The following is a 23,559-nucleotide window of genomic DNA, read 5'->3' on the forward strand; positions in this document are numbered from 1 at the left end:
CTCGGGTCGTGCCGCCGCGCGGACACGCGCGGCGGCACGAGGGCATGCGAAGGAACGCGCCCTTCGGCGCTGGTGGCTGGTGATCCGCCGCGATCAGGCGCCCGATCCGGAAAGGCCCGCGGGGCTGTGATCCGGCGTCAGGCCGTGGCGGTGGGCGGGAGTTCGGAATGGCCGTCGGCGAGGGCGCCCTCGTCGACGAGGGCGACGATCTCGTCGGCGATGACCGGCCACCGGGTGCCGTAGCCGCGGCTCACGGCGCCCGCGAGGACGGTCTCGACAGCGGCGAGGGCGGGCTCGCCGCAGCGGCCTTCGCGGCACCCCGCGACGAAGCTGTCGTCGTCATCCAGCTGTGTCAGGTAGCGCCGGATCGCGGCCAGGCCGATGGCAGGCGCGGTGCGTGGCAGGCAATCCGGAAGGACCCGGGTGTAGCAGCTCCCGCAGCGGCCCGCGTCGGGGACGTTGGTGTGGCCGCACCGGCATCGGCGAAGGAGGCCCGCTCGGACGGCCAGATCGTTGATCATCTCGGCCTCGCGGTCGGTGGCGGCACGCAGCAGCTGGACGAGGATTGAGTCAGCCACGTCGCCGCGTCCCCAGCACAGGCTGCCTGACGGTTCCGCTGCGGAACTGCGTATCCCACGGAAACTTGCCGTGCTCGTCTTCGTAGACCAGCTGCAGAGCGCGGATGTCCCCGCCGTACAGCTCAACGGCGGTGAACAGGAGCGCCGTCGGCGCGTCGAGCGGAACGACCTCGAGCGCGGGCATCCCGGCGGTGGCGGGTAGTACCTCGCCCGGTTCCGGCACCTTCGACCGGACCGCGTGCTGGGCGTAGAAATTCAGGATCGAACCGGCTTTTCGCTCCACCAGGCCAGTGACGACGAGCTCCGGCAGCCCGACGTCGGTGAGCCCGACCGTGTACGCGAGCTCGGGTATACCGAGACCTCGCTCGACGGTCTGGATCATCCAGCCGAACTTCCGGATCATCGGCCGGACCGCTTCGGTGAGGTAGTCCTCACGGGACTTTCCGGGGTTGTTGCAATGCCAGCACATCAGTGGCTCCTCCAGTCTTCAGTTCAGTGATGACCGAGCATCAGCGGCCGCTATGTCCACAGTGGACGCGGGCTCCGCGTGCGTCGGGGTGTCGCGCTTGCGTTGTTCCTCGAGCGAGTGACGCAGCCAGCTGGGCTTGTCGTCGCGCCACTTCACGGCACCACTGCTGACCTGGTGCCATTCATCGGTGTGGCCTCGCCTCAGCGCGCACACCGGGGTGTCGGGCGAGGCGCCGAGCGGGCTGTGGCACGTGTTGGCGACGGCCGGGATCACGACGACCTGTCGCCAGCCGAGCGCACGAGCGCGGTCCGCCAGGTCGTCCGCGTCGGTCCTGGTGTCGGCGAGCGCGGCCAGGATCTCCTTGGCGTCGGTGAACCGGATTCCGTTGATGCCGTACATGTGCGGTCCTTCCGGTGCATTCCCTCGCGGGTCAGGGCGCCGCGCGCAGGGTTGTGCACTCGGCGTCGGCGGCGTGGTAGCTGTTGACGTGCGCATGGCGTGTGCAGACCGGGTAGCCGAATCGCGGGCACTGGGTGACGGCCCGCGTGCAGCAGTCTCCGAAGCCGCAGTCGCGGACCTCGGCCCCGGTCGACCACATAGCGCCTCTTGCAGAAGCCGCAGCAGCAGGTCCCGGCGCGTTTGCAGTCGTCGTTGGTGAACTCGTAGTGCATGTCGGCTCCCGTGGCAGGTGGATGACTCGTGGCTACGGGGGGCGCCGGCCGGAGTGTGGCTGGGTCACCCCGGCCGGCGCGGTCTCAGGTCGGCCGCGAACACGCGGCTGCGTCAGGAGAGCAGCAGGTCGTAGGCGTTCTGCTTGCGCTCGGCGAAGGTCTTGGTGTCCAGGACGCGTTTGGCGCGGATGTCGAGGCTCCCGGCGGGGCTCACGTGGTCGAGGTACTCGGTCACGGCCTGGAACGCCGCCCAGCGGGTCCCCCGAATCGGGGCCTGGGTCTCGGCGGAGCTCCACAGGCGGATCAGGTGCTCGTCGCGGCGGCGGGCGTTGTTCAGCGTGCGAGGTCCCGCGCCGTCCTCGACCGGCCACACTTCGCGGATCAGGTCGTCGAACTCTCGGCGGGTCATCTCGGTGCGGAGCATTCGACGGGCGTCGGCCGCGAACGCGTCGCCGTAGGCATACAGAGGCCCGAGCTCCTTGGCGATCTTCTCGGGGTCGATCGCGGACTTGCTGGTGTGCCTGATGGTCACGGAGCTGACCTGGTTGCGGAGGGCGACGTTGAGTTGGTTGGCGCAGAACGGGCGGAAGGGGACGATCATCACCCGGAACGCGGTCTCACCGTCGTGCGAGTTGAACGCCACCAGGTGCAGCTGGATGGCGTCGGCGCCGTCGACGAGCACGATGCCGGGCAGTTCGATGGTGACGAAGGTCTTGCGGCCATCGTCGATGGAACCGGCGTAGCCGATGCCGCGGGCGCGGGACGCGCTGACGAGTGCGTCGATGACGTGGGCCCCGGCCTCGTTCTGGTGCACCCCGTAGTTCGTGCCGACCGTGGACAGGTAGCGGTCTTCACCGGTCTCCGGATCGGTGTAGATGAGCATGACCTTGTCGGGATTCTTGATGGTGGTCACGCCGTTGGCGTTGATGGAGGTGCCGCTCTGGGTGAGTTTGCGGATGTTCCATCCGGCCAGGCCCGCGGTGGCGAGGGCGTCGTAGCCGCTGCCGGCGGTGGCGACGGAGGTTCCCAGCTGTGCCCAGGCGCTGAGACGGCCGGGGTCGGCCGGGCTGAGCAGGCTGTCGATGTCGGCGCTGTAGGCCTGTGTGAGCGACATGATTTCTGTTTCCTCCACTTGATCTCTGTGATCCACGAACCTTTGGATCCTGTGTGGATGGACGGGTGTGTCGGCCCGTTCCGGTGGGGCGCGCTCGGGTGGCGTCCGCATCCGGAGACGGGGTCAAGCCGGCGTTTTTCCGGCTTGACCCCGTCTCCGGGGCGGGCGCACCGTGCGAGCGCCCGACGGAGAACGGGGAGCACCGGTCACTGTCTTTCGTGCTGGTGCTGCCGTTCGTGGGCATCGGCGTAGGGGCGTCACCGGACGACGGTGTCGACGGGACGCGCTCTCGGTACCGGGCAGGCCAGCGTCCGCGTCGGGGTTCCCGCCCGTCGGGCGTTCGCCGTTTGCGCCGGAAGGCCGCAACCCTGGCTGTGTGAGAGGTCTGGCGCGGGATCAACCGTGCTGTGAGACCAGGCCGCTGGACGAGGTCGGTGTCTCCGGGAGACGCAGTCTGCCGACGATGTCGCGGCCTTCCACGGTCTCGCTGTCTTTGAACTCCAGATCCTCCGCGACCCCGGTCAGGTATCGCTCGAGGGAGTCAGCCGGGTCCATCAGCAGTTGGTTGAGCTCATCGACGGGCACCGCGACGGAAGTCTTTCCCGACCACGCAATGGTTTCGGTGGCTTCATACCTCACCGGAACCTCGATTTCCTTCGAGCCGGAGGGGGTGGTGGCAGTGACCTGCAGTCCGGCCCCCAAGGTGGACTCTGTTCCGGCCAGGGCCCGATAGGGGCTGTCGGCCAGTTGCGGGAACGGGTGGTCGGCGCTGGGAACCGGGTCGTTCAGCAGATGCCCGGTGTAGTGGTGCAGCGTGGCGGGGCCGACCTTGTCCAGTGTCTTGGGAGAGGCGCAGGTTCCCAGGTAGATCACCAGTTCACAGACCCGCGTCGGCGACAGCTCGGCGAACGCGGCCGCGTGCGCCGGCTCGGTGTCCGGGCTGGTGAACCACCTGATCAAAACGATGGCGATCTCGCGGATACGCCTCGGGACGAGAGGCACATCGGGGCAGATGTGGCGGATGCGGTCGCGGCGCGCGAGTGCTGCGAGCGTGACATGCGAGGGTGTTCCGCTGTAGGTGACGCCGTAGTCGTCGGTGAAGCTGAATTTCTGAGCGTCGGGAGTGATTTCGATAGCGGCGGCGATGTCGGCGGGGAGAAGGACCCTGTCGAGGGTGGCGGGCATAGCGGGACCTTTCGGGCAGGAGAAGGCGGTCCGCCGGTGCGTGGGGATGCGCCCGGCGGACCGCGTGCGAAAACCGGGTCGGGGATCAGAGCTCGGCCGCGAACTCGGGGTGGACCAGGTGGGCGATCTGGTCTCGGTACTCGTCGTACACGGCGACGGTGGTGTCGCTTCCCAGCTCCCAGATCAGCGAGGCCAGGTATGGCCGGATGCGCTCCAGTGCCGCGGCGTGGTCGGTGCGGATGTAGAGGGCGAGCGAGGCTTCGTCGACCATGGGTGTGGTCAGCAGGCGGGCCAGCCACGCCGGCACCTTCAGCGACTTGGCAGCGACGGCTTCGTCGGCATCGACGTCGACGCCGAACTCGCTGAACCAACGACTCAACGCGTCGACGACCTCGCTACCCCGCCAGCCGCCGTCGCTCTCCTCGAGAGCTTTCATACGGCCAAACAGATCCAGTACGGTCACGGGTGGCATCAGGTCGTTCGCAGCAGGCTGCTCCGGCACCGCGGTGCCGGCCCTGCCGTCCGAATCGGGCGGTGAATCGGGGGACGCGCGGGCGACCTGGTCGTAGATCGGGGTGCCGGGGTCACGGTCCGGCGGGGCAGGGTTCGGTGTCATCGGGGATTCTCCGCTCACATTCACAGGGGCGGAGCGGATCGCGCGGTGCCGGGACAGTTCAATCCAGGGCGCCGCGGCCCGCTTCGGGGATTAGGCGGGGGTGCTGCTCGTGGCGAGTGCCAGCGGGATGCCGGGGCCGATCTCGGTGACCAGGCCGCGGGCGCGGGCGGCGTCGCAGAGCAGCTCGTCCAGTTCGGTGGGGACGCCGTGCTTGCGGACGGTGCGGGACCCGAAGCCGTGGCTGAAGTGCGGAAGGCCGTTGGAGAAGTGCGCGTCCTGGAGCCACCAGGACTCCTCGGCCAGCCGGGACAGGAACAGGGTGTCCGGGTTGGTGTCTCCCGGAAACAGGACTTGCAGGTGGGCCTCCAGGCCGGTCATGGGGCCGAAGACGCCGGCTTCGGAGCGGCGGTCGACGCTCAAGACCGTGGCGGTGACGGTGATCGGCGCACCTTCGGGCAGGGTTACCTCGCGGGCGGGAAGGACGGGTTCGGTGTGGGTGGGCATGGCGTGTTCTCCATTTGGGATATCGGGGCCCGCCAGTGGTGCCCGATATTCCGGGCGGGCAGGCGCGGGAATCGGAGAAGGTCAAGCGGCCAGCGCGGCCAGCAAGGGCGGGATCGCGGCGCGTGCCTCGGCGAGCGCTTCGTCGAGCAGCCCGTCGTCGTCGTTGGCGTGAGCTATGACGACCTCGAGGTCGTCGGCGCGGTCGGCGGTGGCGAAGGCGTCTGCGCAGCCGAGCGACACACCGGCTTTGCGACCGTGGTCACGGACGACGTGCCTGCGCTGGACAGGTGGGCGTGCACCGCGGAGTGTTGCTGCGGCGCAGCCGGTCGTCGGCGCCCGGTGTCGCCGGGTGCCCGGGCATGGCGGTGTCCTTTCTGGAATGTCAATGTGGCAGCGGGGAGCGGGCGAGATGCGGGGCAATCCGGGCCGGATCGGAAAATGAGCCCTGCCGCGGTAGGTCAGGACTGCGGGCGTGGCCGGTGGTCGGCCAGCGGCCACTGCTCGGCCGGGATGCAGCCGGGTTCGTGATGCAGGACCTGGGAGCCTTCGTCCTCGCCGGGGCGGGCGGTGGCGTAGCAGACCTCGCACCACACCTCGTCCCAGTCCCAGCCGTTTCCGATGAAATAGCGGCCGTACTGGTCGGGTGAGATCCGGATGGGATCGGCGTCTTCCCAGCCGGGTTCGTACAGGAGGATGTCGTCGCCGTCCCACAGCGCGGCGGCGGCGGCGCCGTGGAACGCCTTACGCAGCCGGTTGGTCCAGTCCACGACGCGTTCGGCGGTCGCGCGGCTGACCATCGGGATGACGGGCGGGGCGTCCTTCGGGTTCGGGGATACCCAGGCGGGGAAGACTTCGTCGCGGTCGTCACCGTATGCGCAGATCCATACCATCGTGTTGTCGTGACCGGGTAGTGCGTGGTCCGCGTCGGGCTCCTGACGGGGCTGGCCGGCGGTGGGTGTCCAGGTTCGAGTCGCGATGGTGTCGCCGCGGCGTTCGAGGACGGTTCCCGGGCGCAGGCCTGAGATGAGGTGTTCGAGCTCGGTGGCGGTCCGCTCGGCGAGGCCGTCGATGTCCAGGCCGGTGAGGTCGCCCCACGCCCCGGAGGTTCGGTAGCCGAATCGCAGCAGGGTTCGGTACTGGTCGGGTGTGAGGTCCCGGTCGGCGACTGCGGCGGTGGTGACCGGCCGGCCGCTGCGGATGCTGATGAAGGCCCGGGCGCAGCCGCAAGCACCATCCGGATCGTCGCCGTCCCGGCCACAGATCGGGGCGAGCAGGACCGGTTCGGTGCGAAAGACGAAGTTGAAGTCGCTGGAACGATGTCCTTGCGTGGCCATAGTGGCGACAAGCAGACGCATCGAAGCTCCCTTCGGGCACGCAGAGGCGGCCCACGACAGGAAGCGGGGGCCGCGGGGGGTGTGCGCGGCCCGCGCTACGGCAGGGTTCAGGTGACGGTCTTGAGCTCAGAAAGGGGCGATCCACATCCGGGCGCCGGGGTAGTGCTCGTCGAGGGAGGAGCGGGACAGCTCGATGACACGCTCGGCTTGGGCGTGGGTGAGGATTGCGGCGTGAATTTTCAGACGGGTGGTGCCGCCCTTTTGGAGTTACTCGGCGGGCGGTCTTCTCGTCCGGGAATCGGACGAACACGGTGTAGCGGCGGTCGTCGGCTTCTTCGGGGGGAGTATGGCCGGGCATCAGAGTCCTCGTCGTGAGCGGTCGCCGTGCGGCTGATTGTTTGGTGATTGGCGGTCAGGTGTGGCAGTCGACGGTGGCCAGCCAGAAGTCGCCGGGCAGGTTGTCGAGGTAGGTGTTGACGTGCTCGAGGTAGGCCGGAACCAGCTCGCTGGGTTGGCCGGGAGTGCCACGGTGGTCCGGGCGGCCCTCGAGCCACTGACCGCCGTGGGTGACGGTGGCGAAGCCCGGTATGGCTCTGGCGCGCTGAAGCTGGGCGTAGTCCTCGCGGTTGAGGTGGTCGAAGACGTACTCCGGCCAGACTTCGGCGCCCTGATATGGCCGGTGCCCGCGGAGCGCGGCGATGCGGGGCTGCGCGGCATAGTCGGCGTGGGCTTGATCGACGGTGTAGGCGTTGTCGTCCCACGCCGCGTCGAGGGCTTCGAGCTCCGCGCGCGCACTGCCGTAACTCACGGGGCGCACCGCGGGATCTGGCGCGGTCAGCTGCAGCAGTCGACCGCCCCCTCCCAGAAGTGGGTCACCAATCCATCGCTTGAGGGTCGTCCGGTCCAGGCCGGCGCTCTTCCATCGTCGGACATCCGCCGCGGCGGTGGCGCGGTCGAGGAACTGCGCCAAGGGCTGAGGTTTCGGGGTGCCGTCCACTACCGTCTGGTACTCGTCCCAGTCACGGACCGCCTGGGCGGCCGCGGCGCCGCGCATGCCGGCGAGGTCCAAGGCCCGGATCCGGCTCAGGTCACACACACCGGGCGTGACCGGCTCGGTCATCCAGAAACCGGTGGCCGGTGTCGTAGTCCTGCCGGTGAGCGTCTGCCCGCAGCCTCAGCTGGCCGGAGTTGCGGCCGCCGACCATGTACCAGCGCCAGGTGCCGTCCGGGTTGCCCAACCAGGTGGCTCGACCGTCGGTACACGGCGCGATCCGCAGGCTTTCGTCGAACGGGGCGAGCGCGATGTTGATGTTGCCCAGTGCTTCGTCGACGTCACCGCCTTCGACGACGACGGAAACGGGGAAGTGCGGCATGGCGAAAGAGGCTCCGTTCGTTGGATGTCGGCTGTCCGCGATGCCAGCGCGGCGTTGGCGTGTGTGGTCTGGCCGCTGAGCGTGGCTAGCGGCTCAGCAGGGCGAGCTGCCCCTGCCGCTCGGCGGAGGAGGCGGTGCTGGCGCGTTCGGTGAAGTCGGCCCGGACGATCTCCGTCAGCTGGGAGACGCCGTGCCAGGCGTGGCGGTACAGGAACGTGTTGACGCCGCAACTGGGCTTCAGCTCGATGCCGGTCTTCGCCACGAACTTGCGGTACTCCGCGTCAGCGTCGCAGCGCAGGTGAGGACGTTGGCCGGAGTACTGAAACGGGGCGGCCTGCTGGGGGATCAGGAATACGCCTTTCCTGGCGACCGTCGCGGCGAGGGCGATGGCGTGGTACTCGAACCGGCGGCCGCGGTAGCCGCCGGTCTCGGCGACCATGCGGGGCAGCGCCCCGTAGGGCGGATTGGAGACGCAACAGTCGAAGTCGCCGAGGTCGTCGCGCATGGCCGGGAGGGACATGATGTCCGCGCAGATCCAGCGGGCGTGGGGCATCACCCGGCGCCCGACCCGGACGTATTCGGGGTTGCGTTCGATGCACACGAATTCGGGGTCGCCGTGTGGCCAGCGGCCGCCGCGGTTGCGACAGTGGAAGGCGAGACGGCCGATGCCGGCGGCGAGGTCGATGATCCGGTCGCCGTCGACGTGCAGCGCCATGTCGCCCGCCAGCCCGGCAGGGGTGAAATGCGCCCGGTCGGAGGCGCTGCGGGCGGTCGAAGACGCCCGCCAGTGGTCGAGAACGAACGCGCGTTCCTCTTCGGTCAGATCACGAGCAAGGTTGACCAGCTGGCACGCCTGGGCGTGCCGGCGTTCCTGCTCGTGGGTCAGCTTGGCCACGATGGGCTCCCATCTGCGGGCTCGGTGGTGGAAGGCCGGGCGGGCGGGCGATCAGCACTGCCGGGCCATCACGGCGCGGCGCGGCGCGGCCGGTACGTGTCTGGCCGACGTGGCCAGGGCTTCAAATTCGGGTGTTCCTATGAGGTGCGGCCGCGATCGCGGGGGCCCCGGCGACCCGCAGGACCGTCTCGGTCACGTGGATCCGTGGCCAGCCGCGCTCGCGTCAACTCATCTCGCCGGACCCAGGACCCCCAGACCCCCTGGCGGTCCCGCGCGGGGACCGTTGACGTAACTACGGGCGCTTTAGCGAAGACCGGTTTTGCAGTTTCCGTCGCATTCGTCCGGCACCGGCTTCTGGCAACACGCACAGCGCCACGGTTCGGTTCCGGTCGGTTCAAGGAATTGATCGTCGTACTCGTCCATTACATCTCCTCGGGTAGTAACGTCGCCGCCGAGCGCCGACAACTTCGGCGACCGCGGCGTTGATGAATTTGCGCGTCGGGGCGTGAATACGTTGTCCCGCGTTCGAGCTCGCACTTCGGTCCGTGCTCCCGCCCGTGCCGCGCAAACGTGGCAGAATTGCGCATGGGCTGCGCTTCGTCGATTTCTGGCACTACCGCTGCTGATCGACGAATCGCGCGGGCGGCAGTGCCAATGCCACAGGGCAGGCGCTGCCTCGAAATGACGCGGTGGACCTGTAACGGGGCGGCTACTTCGCGCCTTTGGCGGGAATCGACACTGGTTGTTCGTTTCGCTCCTGCCTGCCCGCGTCGGCGGGATGCGCATGCCAGCCACCCACGGCCCCGGTGCATGCTGCGGCATCCCAGTCGTTCGCGGGCAGGCAGAAACGAAGGCGATCGTCTCTGCGGCAGGGCTCATGGTCGTGGTCGTCTGCACCCCAGTGATCCAGCATCGGCGCCGTTGTCGTTGAAGCGGTTGACGCCGAGCGGGGCGCTTCTATTGGGCACGAGCTGGACCACTGGCGAAGGTCAGCGGTGCGTACGAGCTGAGCAGACTTGCGAAAGCCTTCCAGGGTAGGGAAAGCGACTGAAGGGGCGATACACTGACCGGTCACCCGTTCCGGGACGATCACCCTGTTTTCCGAACACCGGGGTTCGGCCCGTCAGGGAGGGCCGGCCCGCGGTAGCGGGTTGTTGTTGCTCAGACCGGGGCGAATCGGAGTGCGTCGGGGCCCGGGATGCGGATGTCGGCCAGAGCCCGCAGAGTGTGCTCGTGCTCGTCGTACAGGGCGAGGTCCAGTTCGGGCACGGCTTGGATCAGCGAGTCGCGGTTCGCTCGCGCAGTGTCGGCCAGAGCGCGCAGCATCGCGGGAAGGTCTGGGTCGCCGCCGTCGGGATGGCGGTGGGTCTTGATCGGCGTATACAGCCAGCGGTTGCGGGCTTTCCAGTACGGCAGTCCTGTGCCGGGCGCTGGCCGTGGCATACCTGCCCATTCCGCTCGTTCGGTGTCGCTGGCGTACGTCCATTCGTAGTGGTGGAGGACCTTGGCGAGTTTGAGCAGCGCGTTGTTGATCTGCTGGGGCCGATGCTGTTGTGCCAGGAAGTGCGGCGAGGACCGGTCGAACATGTGCGGGCGCGCGGATTCGGCTTTCATGCGCCGGTAGAGGTAGCCGAGGTAGGCGTTGCTGAAGCCGTGCAGAGTGGATTCGGTGAAGTGTGGGAGGGCGCCGCGGGGGAAGTCCACCGTCGAGCCGTGGACCGCCTTGGATACCCAAGGGAGGACCTCGACGGTAGCGGAGATGATCAGCCACCGCTGGTCGCCGGGAGCGGACGACGAGGTGCCGGACCACAGACGCGCGAGCCCGCCCGGTGTGTGCAGGACCCACGCCTCGGTATGACGGTCTCGACTGATTTCGTCGCTGGACGGGCCGAGCCGGTCGCGCAGATGCCGGGTGCTGGCCGTGATGTACCCGTGCCCGGTTGTCCCGGCCGGGAGCTGGGTGTCGGTGTGAGAGGTGGGGTGCAGGGTCAGGTCGGGGTCCAGGGTGGCCATGGTGGTCCTTTCGATGGTGCACCGTGCGGGACCGCGCGGCGGCGGACCGCGTTGGGTGACGGCCCGGCGCGGGAGTGGCGTCGCTCAAAGTCCTGAGGCGCGCGGGAATGTCTCGCCGGGCGGCGAGGCGGTGTGCTCGTTCGAGTTGGTGCTCGTGTCACAGCCGGTGTTCCAGAGAGCGGAGTGTCTCGGGTGCGAGGTCGCCAGGGAGGAGGGCGCGGGCGCCGGGAGGGTGGACCTGCGACATATCCAGCAGCGTCGGCTGGGGGTTCAGCTCCGGTCGAACTGGAGGATGTCGAGCCCGGGAATGGGAAGGTCGGCCAAGGCACGCAACGTCCGTTCGTGCTCGTCGTGCAACTCGACGTCCATGTCGGGCACTGCTTCGCGTAGAGCGTCGCGCTTCTCGCGGGCGGCATCGGCGAGGGCACGCAGCATCGCGGGCAGGTCGGGATCGCCTCCCTGCGGGTGGAGTGCGGTCTTGATTGGCCTGTACAGCCAGCGATTGCGGGACTTCCAGTTCTGCAGTCCTTCGCCGGGAGTCGGGCGCTGCATGCGGGACCATTCGGCACGTTCGGTCTCGTCGGCACGGGACCACGCGTAGTGGTTGAGGACGTCGGCGAGCGTGATCAGCATCGTGTTGAGCTGCTTGGGTCGCCGGAACTGCGTGCGGAAGTTCTGTGCGGTGCGGTCGAGGTCGGGTCGCCGAGTCTTCTCGGCTTCCATACGCTGGTAGAGATAGCCGAGGTATGCGGTGCCGAAGCCGTACGCGGTGGCTTCGGTGAAGTAGGGAAGTGCCCCGCTACTCGGGAAGTCGTCCGTGAATCCGTGGACCGCCTTGTAGATCCAGGGCAGGACGTCGTCGGCGGGGGCGAGGATCAGCCACTGCCGCTCAAGGTCGAGACTTTCATCGGAGTCGGCGTCGCCGGGCCGGGTGGCGGCCCAGAGATACGCGGGTCCGGCGGGGGTACGCAGTACCCAGACTTCGGTCGTGGGGTTCAGGGGGAAGTTCGGATGCGGCGGGCCGAGCAGGTCGCGTAGCCGCCGCACATTGGTGGTGATGAAGCTGCGGCGGATCATGGTGGGGTCGTGCGGCAGCTGATCGGGTTGTTCGGTGGTGTCGAGGGACAGGTCGGGATGCAGGACGGCCATGATGATCCCTTCGTGGGTTGCGAAGGACGGTGGGAACGGAGTGAGCGATTCCCGGCCGCGGTGGTGATCACGCGGCCGGGCCCGTGGTGCTCGCCATACCTCACGAGGCGTAGTGGACGGCGTCTCGCGGAACGAACGATCGAGGTGGCGATCAGGCAGGTACGGCAAGCGCTTCTTCCAGCTCCTCGAAACCCCAGGGAATGCGATCCCAGGCGGGGAGAGTGCGGTACCGCCTGGTCATGCCGTAGGAGACCGTTACCTTTTCGTCGAGTTCGGGGTGTTGTTCGCGGACAGCTGCGTGCAGCGTTTGCATGAGCGCACAAGCGTCGCTGGCAAACCATTCGGGATGCTCACAGGACTGCTGGGTGTAGCAGTCCACTGCGGACAGCACCGCGAGCGGATCAAGCGTGGCCTCGGTGGTGCGCAGCGCGTAATGCGGGGTTTCGACGTTCCCGCCGCCGCAGGCGTTGAACGAGACGAAGTTCTCGTGCCACAGATTCTCGCCCAAGGCGCGGAGGCTCTCGACATCGAGGTCGGGGGCGACGATCCCGTACTGGGACAGGGCGTGTATCAAAACATCGATGTGGCCAGGCGACACAACGAATACGGACACAGCTGATGCCTTCCACTCTCGAAATCGAGGTAAGGCGCACAGGCGGGTTCATAGGAACTGTCACTTGGAACAGCTCCTATGAATCCACCGGAGTGCGCCTGCCCCGTTCGGCCGGGGCGAGCTCGGTTCGCGCCCGCACCGGGGAAAGGGGGCAAGCCGGCGTTTTCCCGGCTTGACTCCGGCCCGGAGCGGGCGCACCGTGCGCGCGCCGCGGCCGGACGGGCAGGCGTCGCACTTCCCGCCGACCTCGATACCCGTCGGCAGGTCGGACGGAGCTGTCTCGTCGCGAACGTAGAGTGGGCCGGTCAGACGCCGTTGCGTCCGACCGGCGACGCGCTCTCATCGGTAGTCGGTCGCGGGTGAGGCGCGGCGAAACGGTCGGGGCGCAGGCGTGCGTCTCGTAACGTTGTCGAGCCCCAGGAAAGATTGTTCCGGGGAGCGCAGTCTGGCCGGGGACGCGGGACACGTCGTGCCTCGTCCATCCGCCCGGGCCACGTGGCTATCTCGATCTGAGCGGCGCTCGCGGGCATGTGTCGCGCCCCGGTGGACGACGTGGCGGCAGGACTTCGGTGTCGTCGGGCTAGTCGTCGTCGACGGCGAGGGATTCGGCGGTCTGCGCCGCCCAGGTGCGGATCAGGTCGGCGGCGGCGGGTGACGCGGTCGCCGCGATGGCATTTTGCCGATCCAGCCACGGGTCGGTTCCGGTGTAGCGCAGCATCGGGTCGTCCGGGTCGATTTCGTAGCGAACCACCTGCGCCACCTCGACACCGTCGACGAACAGCACCTCACGCGGACCTCCGTCACCGTCGTAGGCGATGACGCACTCAACCAGCACGGTGATCACCCACTGCGCCCAGCACGGGCTCGGACCCGGAGACCAGGACGTGCGCGAGGGCGGGGATGAGCACCCGCACCACTGTCGCCGGGTCGTCGTGCCAGATCGTTTCCGCGACGGAGATCTGGCACGTGTGGTGGTCGATGACGGTGGTGGTGGCGGGGGTGACCCGGTAGGCGTGGTTGCCGAGTTGGTCGATCAGGTTCCCGGCGAGATCGGCCGGGTCGCCGGCGGGTGCGGGGGTGGTCTGGGGTGGGATACCGCCGTCGGCGGGCTTGGTCTGGGCGAAGTCCCAGCGGTAGGAGACGCGGAATTCGCTGGGGCCGCGCCGTCCCGGCTTGTCGTGGGGGCGCACGACCCGCAGGCCCTGCGGGGTGGTGACGCGCCCGCGGCGTGCCCACCCGGCCTCGGTGTCCACGTCGCGTAGCAAGATTTGCTGCTCTCCGGCCTGAACGAGCAGGGTGACCTGGTTGTGCAGGCTCAGCTTCTGCACACTGGGCGCCGCGGCCAGCAACTCGTCAGCGACGACGTTGGCCGGGTCGGACTCGGCGAGCGCGGCGAGCGCGAGCCAGGCACGGTCAGCGAGCAGCCGCGCCTGATGGTGCCGCCGGGCACGGTCACGCGCCGCGGGGCTTGTTCGTGGAGACATGGGGATCCGTTCACTCGGTTCCGGCGGGTTGGTGCCGTGGCCGGCAGATGAAGCACGCAGAGGCACACGGTCGACGTGCTGTGCCGCCCCACGCACGGATGGGTCATGGGCTGCTGGGCGGTGGTGCGTCCTGCGTCGGTGGCCGGTGCATCGACGGGCTACCGGTGATCGCATCGCGCGGAGTCCCACGTGGATTGACGATGCCGGGGACATCCCGGGCGGTCGTGGATGGCGTAATGCTCGACCCCGCAGAGCGTCGAACCCAACGAGCCGTCGACCGGGTCGAAGGTGGTGAGTTGGACATCCCATTTGACACGCGGCAAGTAATCCTTGAAATCGCTCATCTCAACTCGCATTGCTTGCTGTGTAACGGAAAGAAGCCGCATGGGGGAGCCTCAGGCGGGCGGCGATATCGCGCGGGCGCTCATGAGGTGGCTGGGAACCCGGTAGGTCCGGCGAGGAGTTCGATGATGCGCTCGGCCACAATCTGGTTGTCCCGGCGCTGTGGGGCGTCGACGTGGCTGAAGGCGGCGAGGACGCCAGGCGCCATCGCGGCCGCAGCGATAGCTGCGAACACGACGGCGAGGCCTGTGGTTGCTCGCCTGCCGCGAAACTTCTCGCACTGGCGGTCGGCATGGTCGGTGTCAGGCATAGCGGTGGGTGAGGTTGGGGACAAGTCGGGAGGACAGGGGTGTCCGGCGGGTCATGTCCCAGCCGGACACCCGCGCGTGGTTCAGGCGAGCCCGCGCCTCCTCATCTCGTGAAGGAACCTGTCCATCCAGTCGCGGAAGTTCTCGTTCAGCGGTGCGGGGCCACCGTCCTCTGCTACGCCGGTGATCACGCACTGGCCGTGGATGTCCGGAGCCTGTTCGGGGGAGCTCAGCTGTGTGCGGACGTGGTCGCGATCGTGTTCGTCGGCGGCGTAGTTGCCGTCGCGGACATCGCTGAGCAGCCGGTGCATGAAGTAGGTCGAATCGTCGCTATGCGGTGCGGTGGCGCGGCTGTTGTGTCCGACCCAGACCTGGACGCCGTGAAGGAGCCACCGCCGGGCGACGAGAGGATCGCCGATCAGTGCTGCGATGTCCGACACGGGTTCCGCGGAGCTGAGCTGGCGCCACCGTCCGCCTGTCTCGTGCAGCATGACGGCGACGATGTGCCCGTCGTCGGCCTGTGGCCACCGGGGGCCGGAGGTATCGGAGCTAGCACTCCAACTGCCGTCGGTTGTCATGGTGGTGATGAAGTTGTCGATTTCCGCGATGAGATCGCGTTCGGGTTGCTCGGTCATCTGCTGTCCTTACGTGTGATCCCGGGCCATACGGGATCGGCTGGATCTGGTGTGCCCCAGGAAGACCGGAGTGGTGTCGCGCCCAGGCGGAGTGCTGGCGTGCGGTTGCTCCGCCCGGTGCGCAGCACCAACGGCATCTCGCTCCCGCTCGGAACTCCCGTTGTCGGGAGGGCTACAAGGGTCGCAGAGGTGGTGGGTGTGTCGATCTAGGGCTTCTTTCTTCGGGTTACACGCGATCGCGAGGGATCGACTTCCAGGGCTGGGCGAAGGGTGTTGGTGAACCACCGCTCGCCTTCGCCGATGTTGGTCACGCCCGCATCGCTCATTTCGGCGAGCAAGGAGCACAGATTCCACGGGCTGAGCTGGCCCATATACCAGGTGATCAGCCCGGCCAGCCGTCCAGCTTCGATGTGCGCGCGGTAGGAGCAGCAGGCACCCCACAGCGGGTGCAACGGCGATTTGGCGACGTAGACGACGTCGTTCTCGATCGCTTCGAGGATGTCCTCGTGCCGGTCGGACGGCCCGGGTTGCGAGGTGCTGCGAAACCGCCGCGTGCGGGTCCCGATGTGCAGGAGTCGACGCAGCTCCTGAGCCGCTCGTTGGCCCGGGGTCATGCGCGCGCGAGCCGCCTCGGCGCGCTGCACCCGCCTGGTCGCGGCGGCAAGCTCGTCGAGCGCGGCCTGCGGGCTGTCGCCGATTTCCACCCGCGTGCCGTCTGGGCTGATGGCCCGCCACCAGCCCGGCAGTATGCCAAGTACCAAGGTCGCGACGAACACGTCCGCCACGCTGACCCGCCACGTGCGATCGCTGGTCGCCGCGACCGTGGCAAGGCTGCCGTCGTAGAGCACTGCGCCGGGCTCTCTCGAAGATTGAGTGGTCATGATGGTGCCATTTCCCGAATAGACGGACAGTTCGGCCAGTCCAACCTCGCGATCTCGAGGTTGGGCTGGGTTGCGTGGAGAGACGCCAGATGCTTTTGGCCAGGGAGCTGGTGATCTGCGTGTCGAACTTCAGGCCGTGGCCCAGGGGCGTGGTCTGATCGGCTTCGCGCAGATCACCAGCACTTGCAGACCGCCGGGGTCCGCCATGACCAACGCAGCTCGCCGCCGCGTGCGGCACGGTCAGACGTCCAGGACCGCACAGCGAACTGGATGATCGTTGGCGATGCGTCAGCTGCTCTCGGCGTGCGGTGACGAGTAGGCGCACACGTACAGGTAGCCGTCGGAGGCCTTGGTGTTGCCTTTGACGGTGATGTCCCGGTCGGCGACGAGAATGAACTCCCCGGCCCGCTTCCTGGACATTTCCCCCGTGGACAGCAGGCTGGTCGCGCGGTCGATCCACCGGGCGTTGATGTCGAGATTGAGGTTCGCCAGCAGTTCGTCGACGTCGCGCGTCGGCCCGAACGCCGTTTGCCGATCAGGGAGCAGGTCGATGCCGCCGGTTTCGGTGATGATGGCGCGGGCGCCCCATGCAGCTCGGACCAGATGCCGCTCTTCTGGGAGTCCGGCGTCATAGCCGTAGCGAAGAGATCGTTCGGCCAGCACTTCGTTGGCTATACGACGACCGGCGTTCACCCCGTATACCCACATCCACGAACTGCCGCCGACGTACATCCGAAGCACACCCTGCCGGAGCACATCGACGGGCAGTCCCGGCATCAGGACTTCGACGTCACGTGGCGCGACGCCCCCGCCTGAGGTGAGGGTCAGGACATAGCCGAACCGGCCGTTCTCATCCAGGTGCGATGCGCGCCGCACCCGCGCCTGCTCCCGCGGAGCTTCGCCGACAACTTCCTTGAAATAGGCGCGCATCGCCTCGCCGGCGTATTCCTCAAGGGCGTCGGGGATCGCTCCGCTGCCGGGATTGATGATCAGCCGGGGCGGGAACGTCTCGTCCCCGGGCTGGCCTTCGTGGGGCGGCATTCCAGGTGTCTCCTTCGTATGTCGGGGCTGCTGTGGTGCAGATCGGGACGTCAGCGGCGCCGGCGACGAGCGAGGAATGCGTGGGCACGGAAACGTCGGGTGGTCATCTCGTCTTCGGTCGGGCTTTCCTCGTTGCCGTGGACGGGATACCAGGCGCCGTGGGGGATGAGGGCGTAGCGGCCGTCGTCGTCGGGCCGGAATTGGTCGGGGGTGTAGTCGGGGAAGTCCGCATAGACGTTGGGCTCGATGACGGTGATGGTGTCGCCGTCGCGGTAGGCGAGCGCCATCTCGTGGTTGGTGCGGTAGCCGCGGTTGATGATCGCGATGACGATGTCGGCGATCTCGGTCCGGAACCGGGGGCCGTCCCGATAGGTGAACCAGGCGGGCAGCGGCTGGTCGTCGGAGCCTTCGAGCCAGATCAGGACTTCGCGGAAGTCGGCGGTGCGGCGCTCGGGGTGCTTCAGCAGGTTGGCTTCGGTCTCCGCGCGTCCCGCGATCAGGTCGCGGGCGCGGAGGAACTCTTCGGCCTGATCCTGGCTGGCGAAGTCATGCAGGAACGGGTCGGCCGGATCGTCGTGAACCGAGCGCGTGAACCAGGCGGTGTCACGTCCGCCGCGGGGGATGTAGGGGCGCGCCCATGGCCCGGGCCAGGCGTGTCCGATGAGGGTGCCGGTGTCGGTCGTGACGGGGTGGTGATCGGCGGGAAGATCCATGGTGTCCTCCAGGGATGCTGGCTTTTCGCTCGGTTTCGGCAGGTGGCGCCGTGGCTGGGTCTCGTGCGTTCGGAAATCCCCCGGCGCAGCGGGCTGCGAGCACGTGGACGGCGCGATCGACCGACCCGAGCCGTAGTTGGCTGGTCTGGTGGCCGAAGGGGGTGGGTGGAGGCGCTTGCTGCCCGAATGTCGCTGAACGACGGCATCTACAGGCGGCTATCGCATCTCGCCGAGTCGCGGGTGGATTGACGATGCCGCGCACATCCCGGGCGGCCAGGGCTGGGGTAATGCTGCGCCTCCGTAGGTGATCGTGCCCATGGACCCGTCGACAGGGTCGAACGTGACGGGCTGGGCATTGCACTTGACGCGCAGCACAAGGCTTTCCGCTCTGTTCATTGAGCTTTTCCTGTTCTGTTGCTGCGCGGGGGAAGTTGATGCCGGAGGCACCGGCTCCACGTGGCGTGTCTTGCGCTGCGGCATGAGGACCCGGCCGGTGTCCCGGCAGCATGGTCATCTGGTGGTCGAGGGACCGCAGTTCCCGACGAGGCGATCCACAAGGTGATCGACAACAACCTGGGTTTCCCGGCGCAGCGGCTCACCGAAGTGATTGATGGCGGTGAGCAGAACGAACGTCATCGCGGTTGCTGCGATGACGACGAACACCACGGCGAGGCGCCTGATGGTTCGCCTCCGGCGTGTGTCCTCGCTCGGGAGATCGGTGTCGGACATAACGCCCTCCTGGCGTGGGTGAAAGGTGTGGGAAGAAGATGGGTGTCCGGCGGGATCTTGTTCCTGGCGGACACCCTCTCTGGTGGTTCAGCCCATGCGGACGACCACCACGTTCTCGAGCGGAACCCCGCGTTCGCGCGCGACGGCCTCGGCTAGCAGACGCATCTGCGATTCGTCCATCTTGTTGAGGAACGCGTCCATCCAGTCGCGGAAGTTATCGTCAAACGGCGCCGCGCCACCGTGCTCGGCCACGCCGGTGATCAGGCACGGGCCATGGACCACAGGAGCGCGGTCGGGGGCGCTCAACCGCGCACGGGCGTGGTCCCGGTCGTGGTCGCTGGCGACGTAGTTGCCGTCACTGACATCGCTGAGCAGACGGTGCAGGAACGCGGTCGCTGCGTCGTTGCGCGGAAGGGCGTTGCGGCAGTTGTCCCCGACCCAGACCTGCACGCCGTGCAGGAGTCGATCGCGGGCAACAGCGGGATCGCCGATCAGCTGCGCGATGTCCGAGATCGCTTCCGTGGAGCTGATCCCGCACCAGCCGCCGCCCTTCGCGCCGAGCAGGACGGCGGTCATCAGCCCATCGGCGACCTCCGGCCACAATGAATCGGCCTTGCCTGGGGTGGCGCTCCAGCTGGCGGCGTCGCCGGTGGTGAGGTTGTCGATCTCCGCGATGAGATCGCATTCGGGTTGCCCTGTCATGTGCTGTCCCTCCTATGAGATCCCGGACCAGCTGGGATCGGCCGAATCTGGTGTACCTCCCGCGAATTCCGGAGTGGGTGTTGCGCTCCGGGCGGGGCGCGTCCCGCTTGGCCGGCGGTGGGGGAGGTGTCAACCGCGCCGGGACGGGCCGCTCCGACCGGAGGGAGGTGCGGCGGCCCGTCCCGGCGCGGTTGACACGGACGCCGAGGTCGGTCAGCGTGCGCCCGCGCCGCCCGGTGCGCGACACCACCGGCACCCACGCCAATGGCCGCCAGTTCTGTTGTCACACGACGCGATGCTCTGAGCTGCGCAGGGGAAGGGAGACGGCAGCATGAGGTGTTGCCGCGTCGCGCGTCGGTTTCAGAGACGATGTGGACGGGCAGGACAACTCCGCCCGCCCACGTCACGTGAGGGTTAGAACGGCGGCCTGGCGCCGCTGAACCCGCCAGAGAGAGGCGTGATGGCGCCCCAGGGACTGAGTACCGGCACGCGTGCCGCCAGCCGGGCCAGGACCTCTCCGTGGCAGGTGAGCGGAGCGCACCAGCATCCGAGTGTCCGCTCGGTCAGTTCGCCGAGCGCGGCCATGAGATGTGGCTGGCTAGGCAGCCACTCTTCGTAGAGGTCGATGACTTCCTCGCGGGTGCCGTCGACGCCGATCCTGAACGGGTTGCCCCACTTCGAATCCCGCCCGCGTCCGATGTAGACATCGAAGCGAGCGCGCTTGCAGTGGACTACCAGCGGATGTGCCAAATTCCATGCTCCTCACCGGTGTCTCGACTTCTCCTCTGCCCCGCGAAATGTCGCGTGGCGGGTTCGGCCGAGGGTTGTTGATCTGCGTGCCGGGCATCAGGCCGTGGCCGTGCCCGAAGGGTCGGCGGCGGTCTGATTGGCTTCACGCAGATCAACAACCCGGGCGTGACCGCACGGCGGCCATACTTTCCACGGTCACGACCAGCTGAGCTGTCTGGGAACCCTGCTGCTAGTGACGCCGGCCGGACACGATCCGCCACGCCACGTTCGCCATACGCAGGATCGGGAGCATCGCGAACTTCTCCCGAAACTCGGGCTTGGCGCGTGCTGCGGCCGAGTCGTACACGGCGAGGATCGCGTTCGCCGTCTGCGGGTCGACGACCACTCCCTCGATCTTGCGCATCGAGAACTTGCCCGTCACTTCACGCAGGATGGTGATCTTGTCCGGCTCGGACTCGGTGGACTCGGGCAGACTGTCCACCAGGTCGGCCATATCCGCGTACGACAGCCAGTCCTCGGTATCCCGGCACGGCCAGCAGGTGACGGCCCGGGGATCGCCGGTCAGCATCGGCTCGGCGTTTCTGCTTGCGCAGGCGGTATTTCCGGGGTTGACAGGGGAATCGAAGTGGATCCTGACTCCGGTGGCGAAGTTCGCTTCGGTCCATCCTTGCTGGAAGTGGTAGAAGATGTCCTCCGCTCCTGTGCCGACTTCCATATCCTTGATCGCCTTACGCACGGTCGCGTTGAGCGAGGCCATGCTGGGCTCGCCCGCGAGGAAGGCCTTCCGGCCCACCTCCACGAAATCCGTGGGAGCGTCGGTCATTCCGTCACCTCCTGTCGAGGATGAACTTCCAGTAGGGCCAGCAGGGCGGCGAAGAGGGTGAGCGCTTCGTCGGCGTCCTCGGTGGCCATCCACTGCGAGCACTCGATGTGCTCCGTGCGGACCTCGGCGCCGATCGGGTTGTCGCCGGCCGGGGCGATCGAGAGGGCCGCTGTTCCCCAGCGGGCGCGGAAATAGAACGGACGCTCGTCATCCAGTTCTCCCTCGATCTGGAGTGGCGCGGCGTCGCAGGTGACCCGCGCGCTGGCGATCCGCGGGTCGCTGGTGAGCCGGTTGACGAGTACGCCGAGGGTGCCCGGTCCGTACATCCAGTGGTCGTCACGGTCCTCGGTGGTCATGGTGACGGGAGCCTCCTTTCTGAGGCATCGCGATGGTGGTCGGCGCGTTGAGGGCCGGGATAGGCGGTCACACCGTGGCGTGGTGGTTTTCGTCGACCGCCTGTCCGTGGTGAGAAGCGGGCAATCGGTGACGCGCCGGCCGCGGACGTGGGCGGGCGCGGTTCAGCTCATCAGGCGGCCACAAACGAGGAAGCTGCGGCAATGGCCGAGGACAACGGGTGCGGAAAATCGCGTGGTGGCAGGTCTTCCGTGCAGGACTAGGCAGGGATCGCGCAGGAACGCAACGGTGACGATCCGGGCCCCCTGCGGGAGAACATTGCGACCGAGGCGGCCGCAGCCGGCGCCCCACCCGGCGCAGCTACACCAAGGAGTGCGTGAATCCCGGCGGATACAGTCAGCGTTCGGCCCGCTGGGCGGTGGCGCTACGTTGGGGCCCCTGTGGCATTCGACGCCGCGCGCACCGCAACTGCCGAAGTGGCTTGCCGCGGCTGAGACGAGGCCGACGTTCAGCGTCCTGGCTGCCATGAGGTTACGTCGCAGTGCGATGGCGCGCAGCGAGCATCGCCGCGGCGGCCGTTACCAGCGCCGCCCCGTATCAGGGAGCAGCGAATCGAGGGAGGCGACGTTTGCCTCAGCTGAAGCTCTTCCACGCGGTGCCGTCGTGTTCGCGGTCGAGTTGCATCGCTTCCTCCCAGGTGAGCGCGAACTGGTGATAGATCTTGTCCGGTTCGCCTGCCGCGACGTGCTCCAGCGCTCTCGTGGCCTGTTCGCGGGCGCTCTTCGCTGCTTGCTCGGCGAACCACTCGACGATCTTGTCAGCGTCGGCGTCGTACATGATGATGCAGCCGACATCGGACGTGGACGAAAAGATTGCGAACTTGCCGTCGGGCTGCCGAATGATCTGCTGTCCCATCTTTTCCTCCTGAAACTCGTGATACCGAGTTGGGTGAGGGCCTGCTGAGGCTCGATGCCGTGTGTTTAGCAGGTGGAGCGGCTGAGCTGGGTGAGCAGCGCGTCTGTGCGGTGATGGTCTGGGACCGCACCGGCACTGCCCGCGGGGTATCGGGGTGACGTCCATGATCGGGTCGTGATGACCTGGGTGCCGCGCGCGGTGAGGCTGTGCCAGGTGTGGATTTCCGGCCGGGTACGAACGGCGGACACGCTGGAGACTCCTCGATCAAGGTCCGTCGTGGATACCGGGCAGGTCACAGGTGGTGCTGCTCCAGCAGAGCGCTGATGACGTCCAGAGCGTCGTCGCTGGTCTCGGTGGTGAGCCCGAACGCGCACGGGATGCGTTTGGTGAGCGCGCTGGAGTCGACCTGGTTCTTTCCGGCGGCGGCGATCGATAGGGACGCTTCTCCCCAGTGGGCCCGGAAGTAGTACGGGCGCCTGTCGTGCAGGGTGCCTTCGATCCGCAGCGGTGCGACGTCGGAGGTGATCCGCGCGGTGGTGATTTGCGGGAGGGTGATCAGGCGGTCGATGAGCGCGGCACGAGCCGCGGGTGTGGTGTTGCCGTACAGTCGGCCGGCGTGGGCCTTGGCGGTCATGGTGGCGGGATTCTCCTTTCGTGTCACGGAGGACGGCGGTGAAGACGACCTGCGGTGAGGACACACCGTGACGTGCGGACACAGCCCATTCGGAGGCCAATGTTGGGCTCGCCGGGCGTCACGGGTCTGTGCGGCCCGGATCGCTTACAAGCGCTGGGTTGTTCTCGACGTTGTCGTCCTCGCGGGGCGGGCGTCACTAGCAATCCCCCAGGGGTTCGCTGAGGTCGGCTTGGGTGTTGTCACCGCCGGTGACGTGCCGGACGGCGGCGGCGGGGGGCGGGGTAGCAGGAGGCGCGCTGGTGTGGAGGAATGTCGGAGTTTTTCCAGCAGCGGCGGCACATTCGGCAGGGCTCGATGCCGATTTCGTGCAGGAGGGACATCATCGAGTCGGCGTCGGACGCAGCGCGGTTGGATACCGCGATCACGTGCTCGATCCGTAGCTTCCAGCCGTTGCTGATCAGGCCGCAACTGGGCATGGGTGGCGCGGCGAGTGTGGCGCGATGGATGCCGGGGTGCGGGCCGGGAGCGGTGATGCCGAGGATCGTGTGGCCGGGACCGAAGTGCGCGGTGACCAAACGGCGCACCGCGGTGTCGTCGGCGTCTGCGGGCAGTGTCAACGGTTCGGGGGCATTGGGCATAGCGCTCCTTCGAGGGATGTCACGCAGGTTGGGTCGTCGAGTGGACGACGGCAGCGGGTTGCTGTTCGGCGATAGCCGGGCATGGCGAGCAGCTGG

31 protein-coding genes are annotated in these 23,559 nt (G+C 67.8%); all 31 read right to left on the reverse strand.

The genetic code is table 11. From position 1 onward, the window contains the following. Nucleotides 1-137 precede the first annotated feature (137 nt). The 31 genes from ACZ3HL_RS43305 to ACZ3HL_RS43455 all read right to left on the reverse strand — a co-directional run bounded on the left by ACZ3HL_RS43305 (nt 138) and on the right by ACZ3HL_RS43455 (nt 23,463). Nucleotides 138-578 (reverse strand): hypothetical protein, encoded by a 441-nt coding sequence (locus tag ACZ3HL_RS43305; RefSeq protein WP_465537698.1) that lies wholly within the window; start codon nt 576-578, stop codon nt 138-140. Next, on the reverse strand, nt 571-1,047 hold the full coding sequence (locus tag ACZ3HL_RS43310; protein WP_465537699.1) for a DUF4262 domain-containing protein: 477 nt from the start codon (nt 1,045-1,047) through the stop codon (nt 571-573). The genes ACZ3HL_RS43305 and ACZ3HL_RS43310 overlap by 8 nt, the downstream gene beginning before the upstream one ends. Nucleotides 1,048-1,065: 18 nt before the next feature. Beyond that, complete coding sequence (locus ACZ3HL_RS43315; RefSeq protein ID WP_465537701.1) at nt 1,066-1,446, reverse strand: hypothetical protein; 381 nt, start codon at nt 1,444-1,446, stop codon at nt 1,066-1,068. Between the two features lie 31 nt (nt 1,447-1,477). Further along, the gene (locus ACZ3HL_RS43320) at nt 1,478-1,645 is read right to left on the reverse strand and encodes a hypothetical protein (RefSeq protein WP_465537703.1); all 168 of its coding nucleotides are present in this window, start codon (nt 1,643-1,645) and stop codon (nt 1,478-1,480) included. 185 nt (nt 1,646-1,830) lie between these two features. Next, nucleotides 1,831-2,832, reverse strand: coding sequence for a DUF932 domain-containing protein (locus ACZ3HL_RS43325; protein WP_465537705.1), 1,002 nt, complete (start codon nt 2,830-2,832; stop codon nt 1,831-1,833). A gap of 396 nt (nt 2,833-3,228) precedes the next feature. Further along, nucleotides 3,229-4,017 carry a hypothetical protein gene (locus ACZ3HL_RS43330; protein WP_465537706.1) on the reverse strand — a complete coding sequence of 263 codons (789 nt, stop codon included), beginning with the start codon at nt 4,015-4,017 and terminating at the stop codon, nt 3,229-3,231. An 85-nt stretch (nt 4,018-4,102) separates the two neighbouring features. Next, the gene (locus ACZ3HL_RS43335; protein ID WP_465537708.1) at nt 4,103-4,633 is read right to left on the reverse strand and encodes a hypothetical protein; all 531 of its coding nucleotides are present in this window, start codon (nt 4,631-4,633) and stop codon (nt 4,103-4,105) included. Nucleotides 4,634-4,723: 90 nt separating this feature from the next. After that, on the reverse strand, nt 4,724-5,137 hold the full coding sequence (locus ACZ3HL_RS43340; protein WP_465537710.1) for a hypothetical protein: 414 nt from the start codon (nt 5,135-5,137) through the stop codon (nt 4,724-4,726). 81 nt (nt 5,138-5,218) lie between these two features. Further along, nucleotides 5,219-5,377, reverse strand: a complete 159-nt coding sequence (locus ACZ3HL_RS43345; RefSeq protein WP_465537711.1) for a hypothetical protein — start codon at nt 5,375-5,377, stop codon at nt 5,219-5,221. Between the two features lie 218 nt (nt 5,378-5,595). Beyond that, on the reverse strand, nt 5,596-6,492 hold the full coding sequence (locus tag ACZ3HL_RS43350) for a DUF7715 family protein (protein ID WP_465537713.1): 897 nt from the start codon (nt 6,490-6,492) through the stop codon (nt 5,596-5,598). 391 nt (nt 6,493-6,883) lie between these two features. After that, complete coding sequence (locus tag ACZ3HL_RS43355) at nt 6,884-7,591, reverse strand: hypothetical protein (RefSeq protein WP_465537715.1); 708 nt, start codon at nt 7,589-7,591, stop codon at nt 6,884-6,886. Further along, a complete protein-coding gene (locus ACZ3HL_RS43360) occupies nt 7,560-7,844 on the reverse strand; it encodes a hypothetical protein (protein WP_465537716.1) in 285 nt (94 codons plus the stop codon). Before ACZ3HL_RS43360 ends, ACZ3HL_RS43355 begins: the two co-directional genes overlap by 32 nt. A gap of 85 nt (nt 7,845-7,929) precedes the next feature. Next, entirely contained in the window at nt 7,930-8,739 is an 810-nt protein-coding gene (locus ACZ3HL_RS43365; RefSeq protein WP_465537717.1) for a class I SAM-dependent methyltransferase, read from the reverse strand. A gap of 1,161 nt (nt 8,740-9,900) precedes the next feature. After that, complete coding sequence (locus ACZ3HL_RS43370; RefSeq protein ID WP_465537718.1) at nt 9,901-10,752, reverse strand: hypothetical protein; 852 nt, start codon at nt 10,750-10,752, stop codon at nt 9,901-9,903. Between the two features lie 270 nt (nt 10,753-11,022). Further along, nucleotides 11,023-11,901, reverse strand: a complete 879-nt coding sequence (locus tag ACZ3HL_RS43375) for a hypothetical protein (protein ID WP_465537719.1) — start codon at nt 11,899-11,901, stop codon at nt 11,023-11,025. 151 nt (nt 11,902-12,052) lie between these two features. Beyond that, nucleotides 12,053-12,514, reverse strand: a complete 462-nt coding sequence (locus ACZ3HL_RS43380; protein WP_465537720.1) for a hypothetical protein — start codon at nt 12,512-12,514, stop codon at nt 12,053-12,055. A 580-nt stretch (nt 12,515-13,094) separates the two neighbouring features. Next, nucleotides 13,095-13,349: a hypothetical protein gene (locus tag ACZ3HL_RS43385; protein ID WP_465537721.1), complete on the reverse strand. Its 255-nt coding sequence runs from the start codon at nt 13,347-13,349 to the stop codon at nt 13,095-13,097. Then, entirely contained in the window at nt 13,339-13,998 is a 660-nt protein-coding gene (locus ACZ3HL_RS43390; protein ID WP_465537722.1) for a hypothetical protein, read from the reverse strand. The genes ACZ3HL_RS43385 and ACZ3HL_RS43390 overlap by 11 nt, the downstream gene beginning before the upstream one ends. A 424-nt stretch (nt 13,999-14,422) precedes the next feature. Then, nucleotides 14,423-14,650: a hypothetical protein gene (locus tag ACZ3HL_RS43395; protein ID WP_465537723.1), complete on the reverse strand. Its 228-nt coding sequence runs from the start codon at nt 14,648-14,650 to the stop codon at nt 14,423-14,425. Nucleotides 14,651-14,731: 81 nt separating this feature from the next. After that, nucleotides 14,732-15,283, reverse strand: coding sequence for a hypothetical protein (locus tag ACZ3HL_RS43400; RefSeq protein ID WP_465537724.1), 552 nt, complete (start codon nt 15,281-15,283; stop codon nt 14,732-14,734). 206 nt (nt 15,284-15,489) lie between these two features. Then, nucleotides 15,490-16,131 carry a hypothetical protein gene (locus ACZ3HL_RS43405; RefSeq protein WP_465537725.1) on the reverse strand — a complete coding sequence of 214 codons (642 nt, stop codon included), beginning with the start codon at nt 16,129-16,131 and terminating at the stop codon, nt 15,490-15,492. Nucleotides 16,132-16,452: 321 nt separating this feature from the next. Next, a complete protein-coding gene (locus tag ACZ3HL_RS43410) occupies nt 16,453-17,205 on the reverse strand; it encodes a hypothetical protein (protein ID WP_465537726.1) in 753 nt (250 codons plus the stop codon). 50 nt (nt 17,206-17,255) lie between these two features. Then, nucleotides 17,256-17,918 (reverse strand): hypothetical protein, encoded by a 663-nt coding sequence (locus tag ACZ3HL_RS43415; protein WP_465537728.1) that lies wholly within the window; start codon nt 17,916-17,918, stop codon nt 17,256-17,258. Between the two features lie 510 nt (nt 17,919-18,428). After that, nucleotides 18,429-18,647, reverse strand: coding sequence for a hypothetical protein (locus ACZ3HL_RS43420; RefSeq protein WP_465537730.1), 219 nt, complete (start codon nt 18,645-18,647; stop codon nt 18,429-18,431). Between the two features lie 87 nt (nt 18,648-18,734). Next, on the reverse strand, nt 18,735-19,349 hold the full coding sequence (locus tag ACZ3HL_RS43425; protein WP_465537732.1) for a hypothetical protein: 615 nt from the start codon (nt 19,347-19,349) through the stop codon (nt 18,735-18,737). A gap of 414 nt (nt 19,350-19,763) precedes the next feature. Continuing rightward, entirely contained in the window at nt 19,764-20,099 is a 336-nt protein-coding gene (locus ACZ3HL_RS43430) for a DUF4326 domain-containing protein (RefSeq protein WP_465537734.1), read from the reverse strand. Nucleotides 20,100-20,328: 229 nt separating this feature from the next. Then, nucleotides 20,329-20,898 (reverse strand): hypothetical protein, encoded by a 570-nt coding sequence (locus ACZ3HL_RS43435; protein WP_465537736.1) that lies wholly within the window; start codon nt 20,896-20,898, stop codon nt 20,329-20,331. 20 nt (nt 20,899-20,918) lie between these two features. Next, nucleotides 20,919-21,278: a hypothetical protein gene (locus ACZ3HL_RS43440; protein ID WP_465537737.1), complete on the reverse strand. Its 360-nt coding sequence runs from the start codon at nt 21,276-21,278 to the stop codon at nt 20,919-20,921. Nucleotides 21,279-21,909: 631 nt separating this feature from the next. Then, nucleotides 21,910-22,191: a hypothetical protein gene (locus ACZ3HL_RS43445; protein ID WP_465537739.1), complete on the reverse strand. Its 282-nt coding sequence runs from the start codon at nt 22,189-22,191 to the stop codon at nt 21,910-21,912. Nucleotides 22,192-22,483: 292 nt separating this feature from the next. Beyond that, nucleotides 22,484-22,825 (reverse strand): hypothetical protein, encoded by a 342-nt coding sequence (locus ACZ3HL_RS43450; protein WP_465537741.1) that lies wholly within the window; start codon nt 22,823-22,825, stop codon nt 22,484-22,486. Between the two features lie 239 nt (nt 22,826-23,064). Beyond that, entirely contained in the window at nt 23,065-23,463 is a 399-nt protein-coding gene (locus ACZ3HL_RS43455; RefSeq protein ID WP_465537742.1) for a hypothetical protein, read from the reverse strand. Nucleotides 23,464-23,559 lie beyond the last annotated feature (96 nt).

It is taken from the genome of Amycolatopsis sp. NPDC000009 (genome assembly GCF_055563465.1).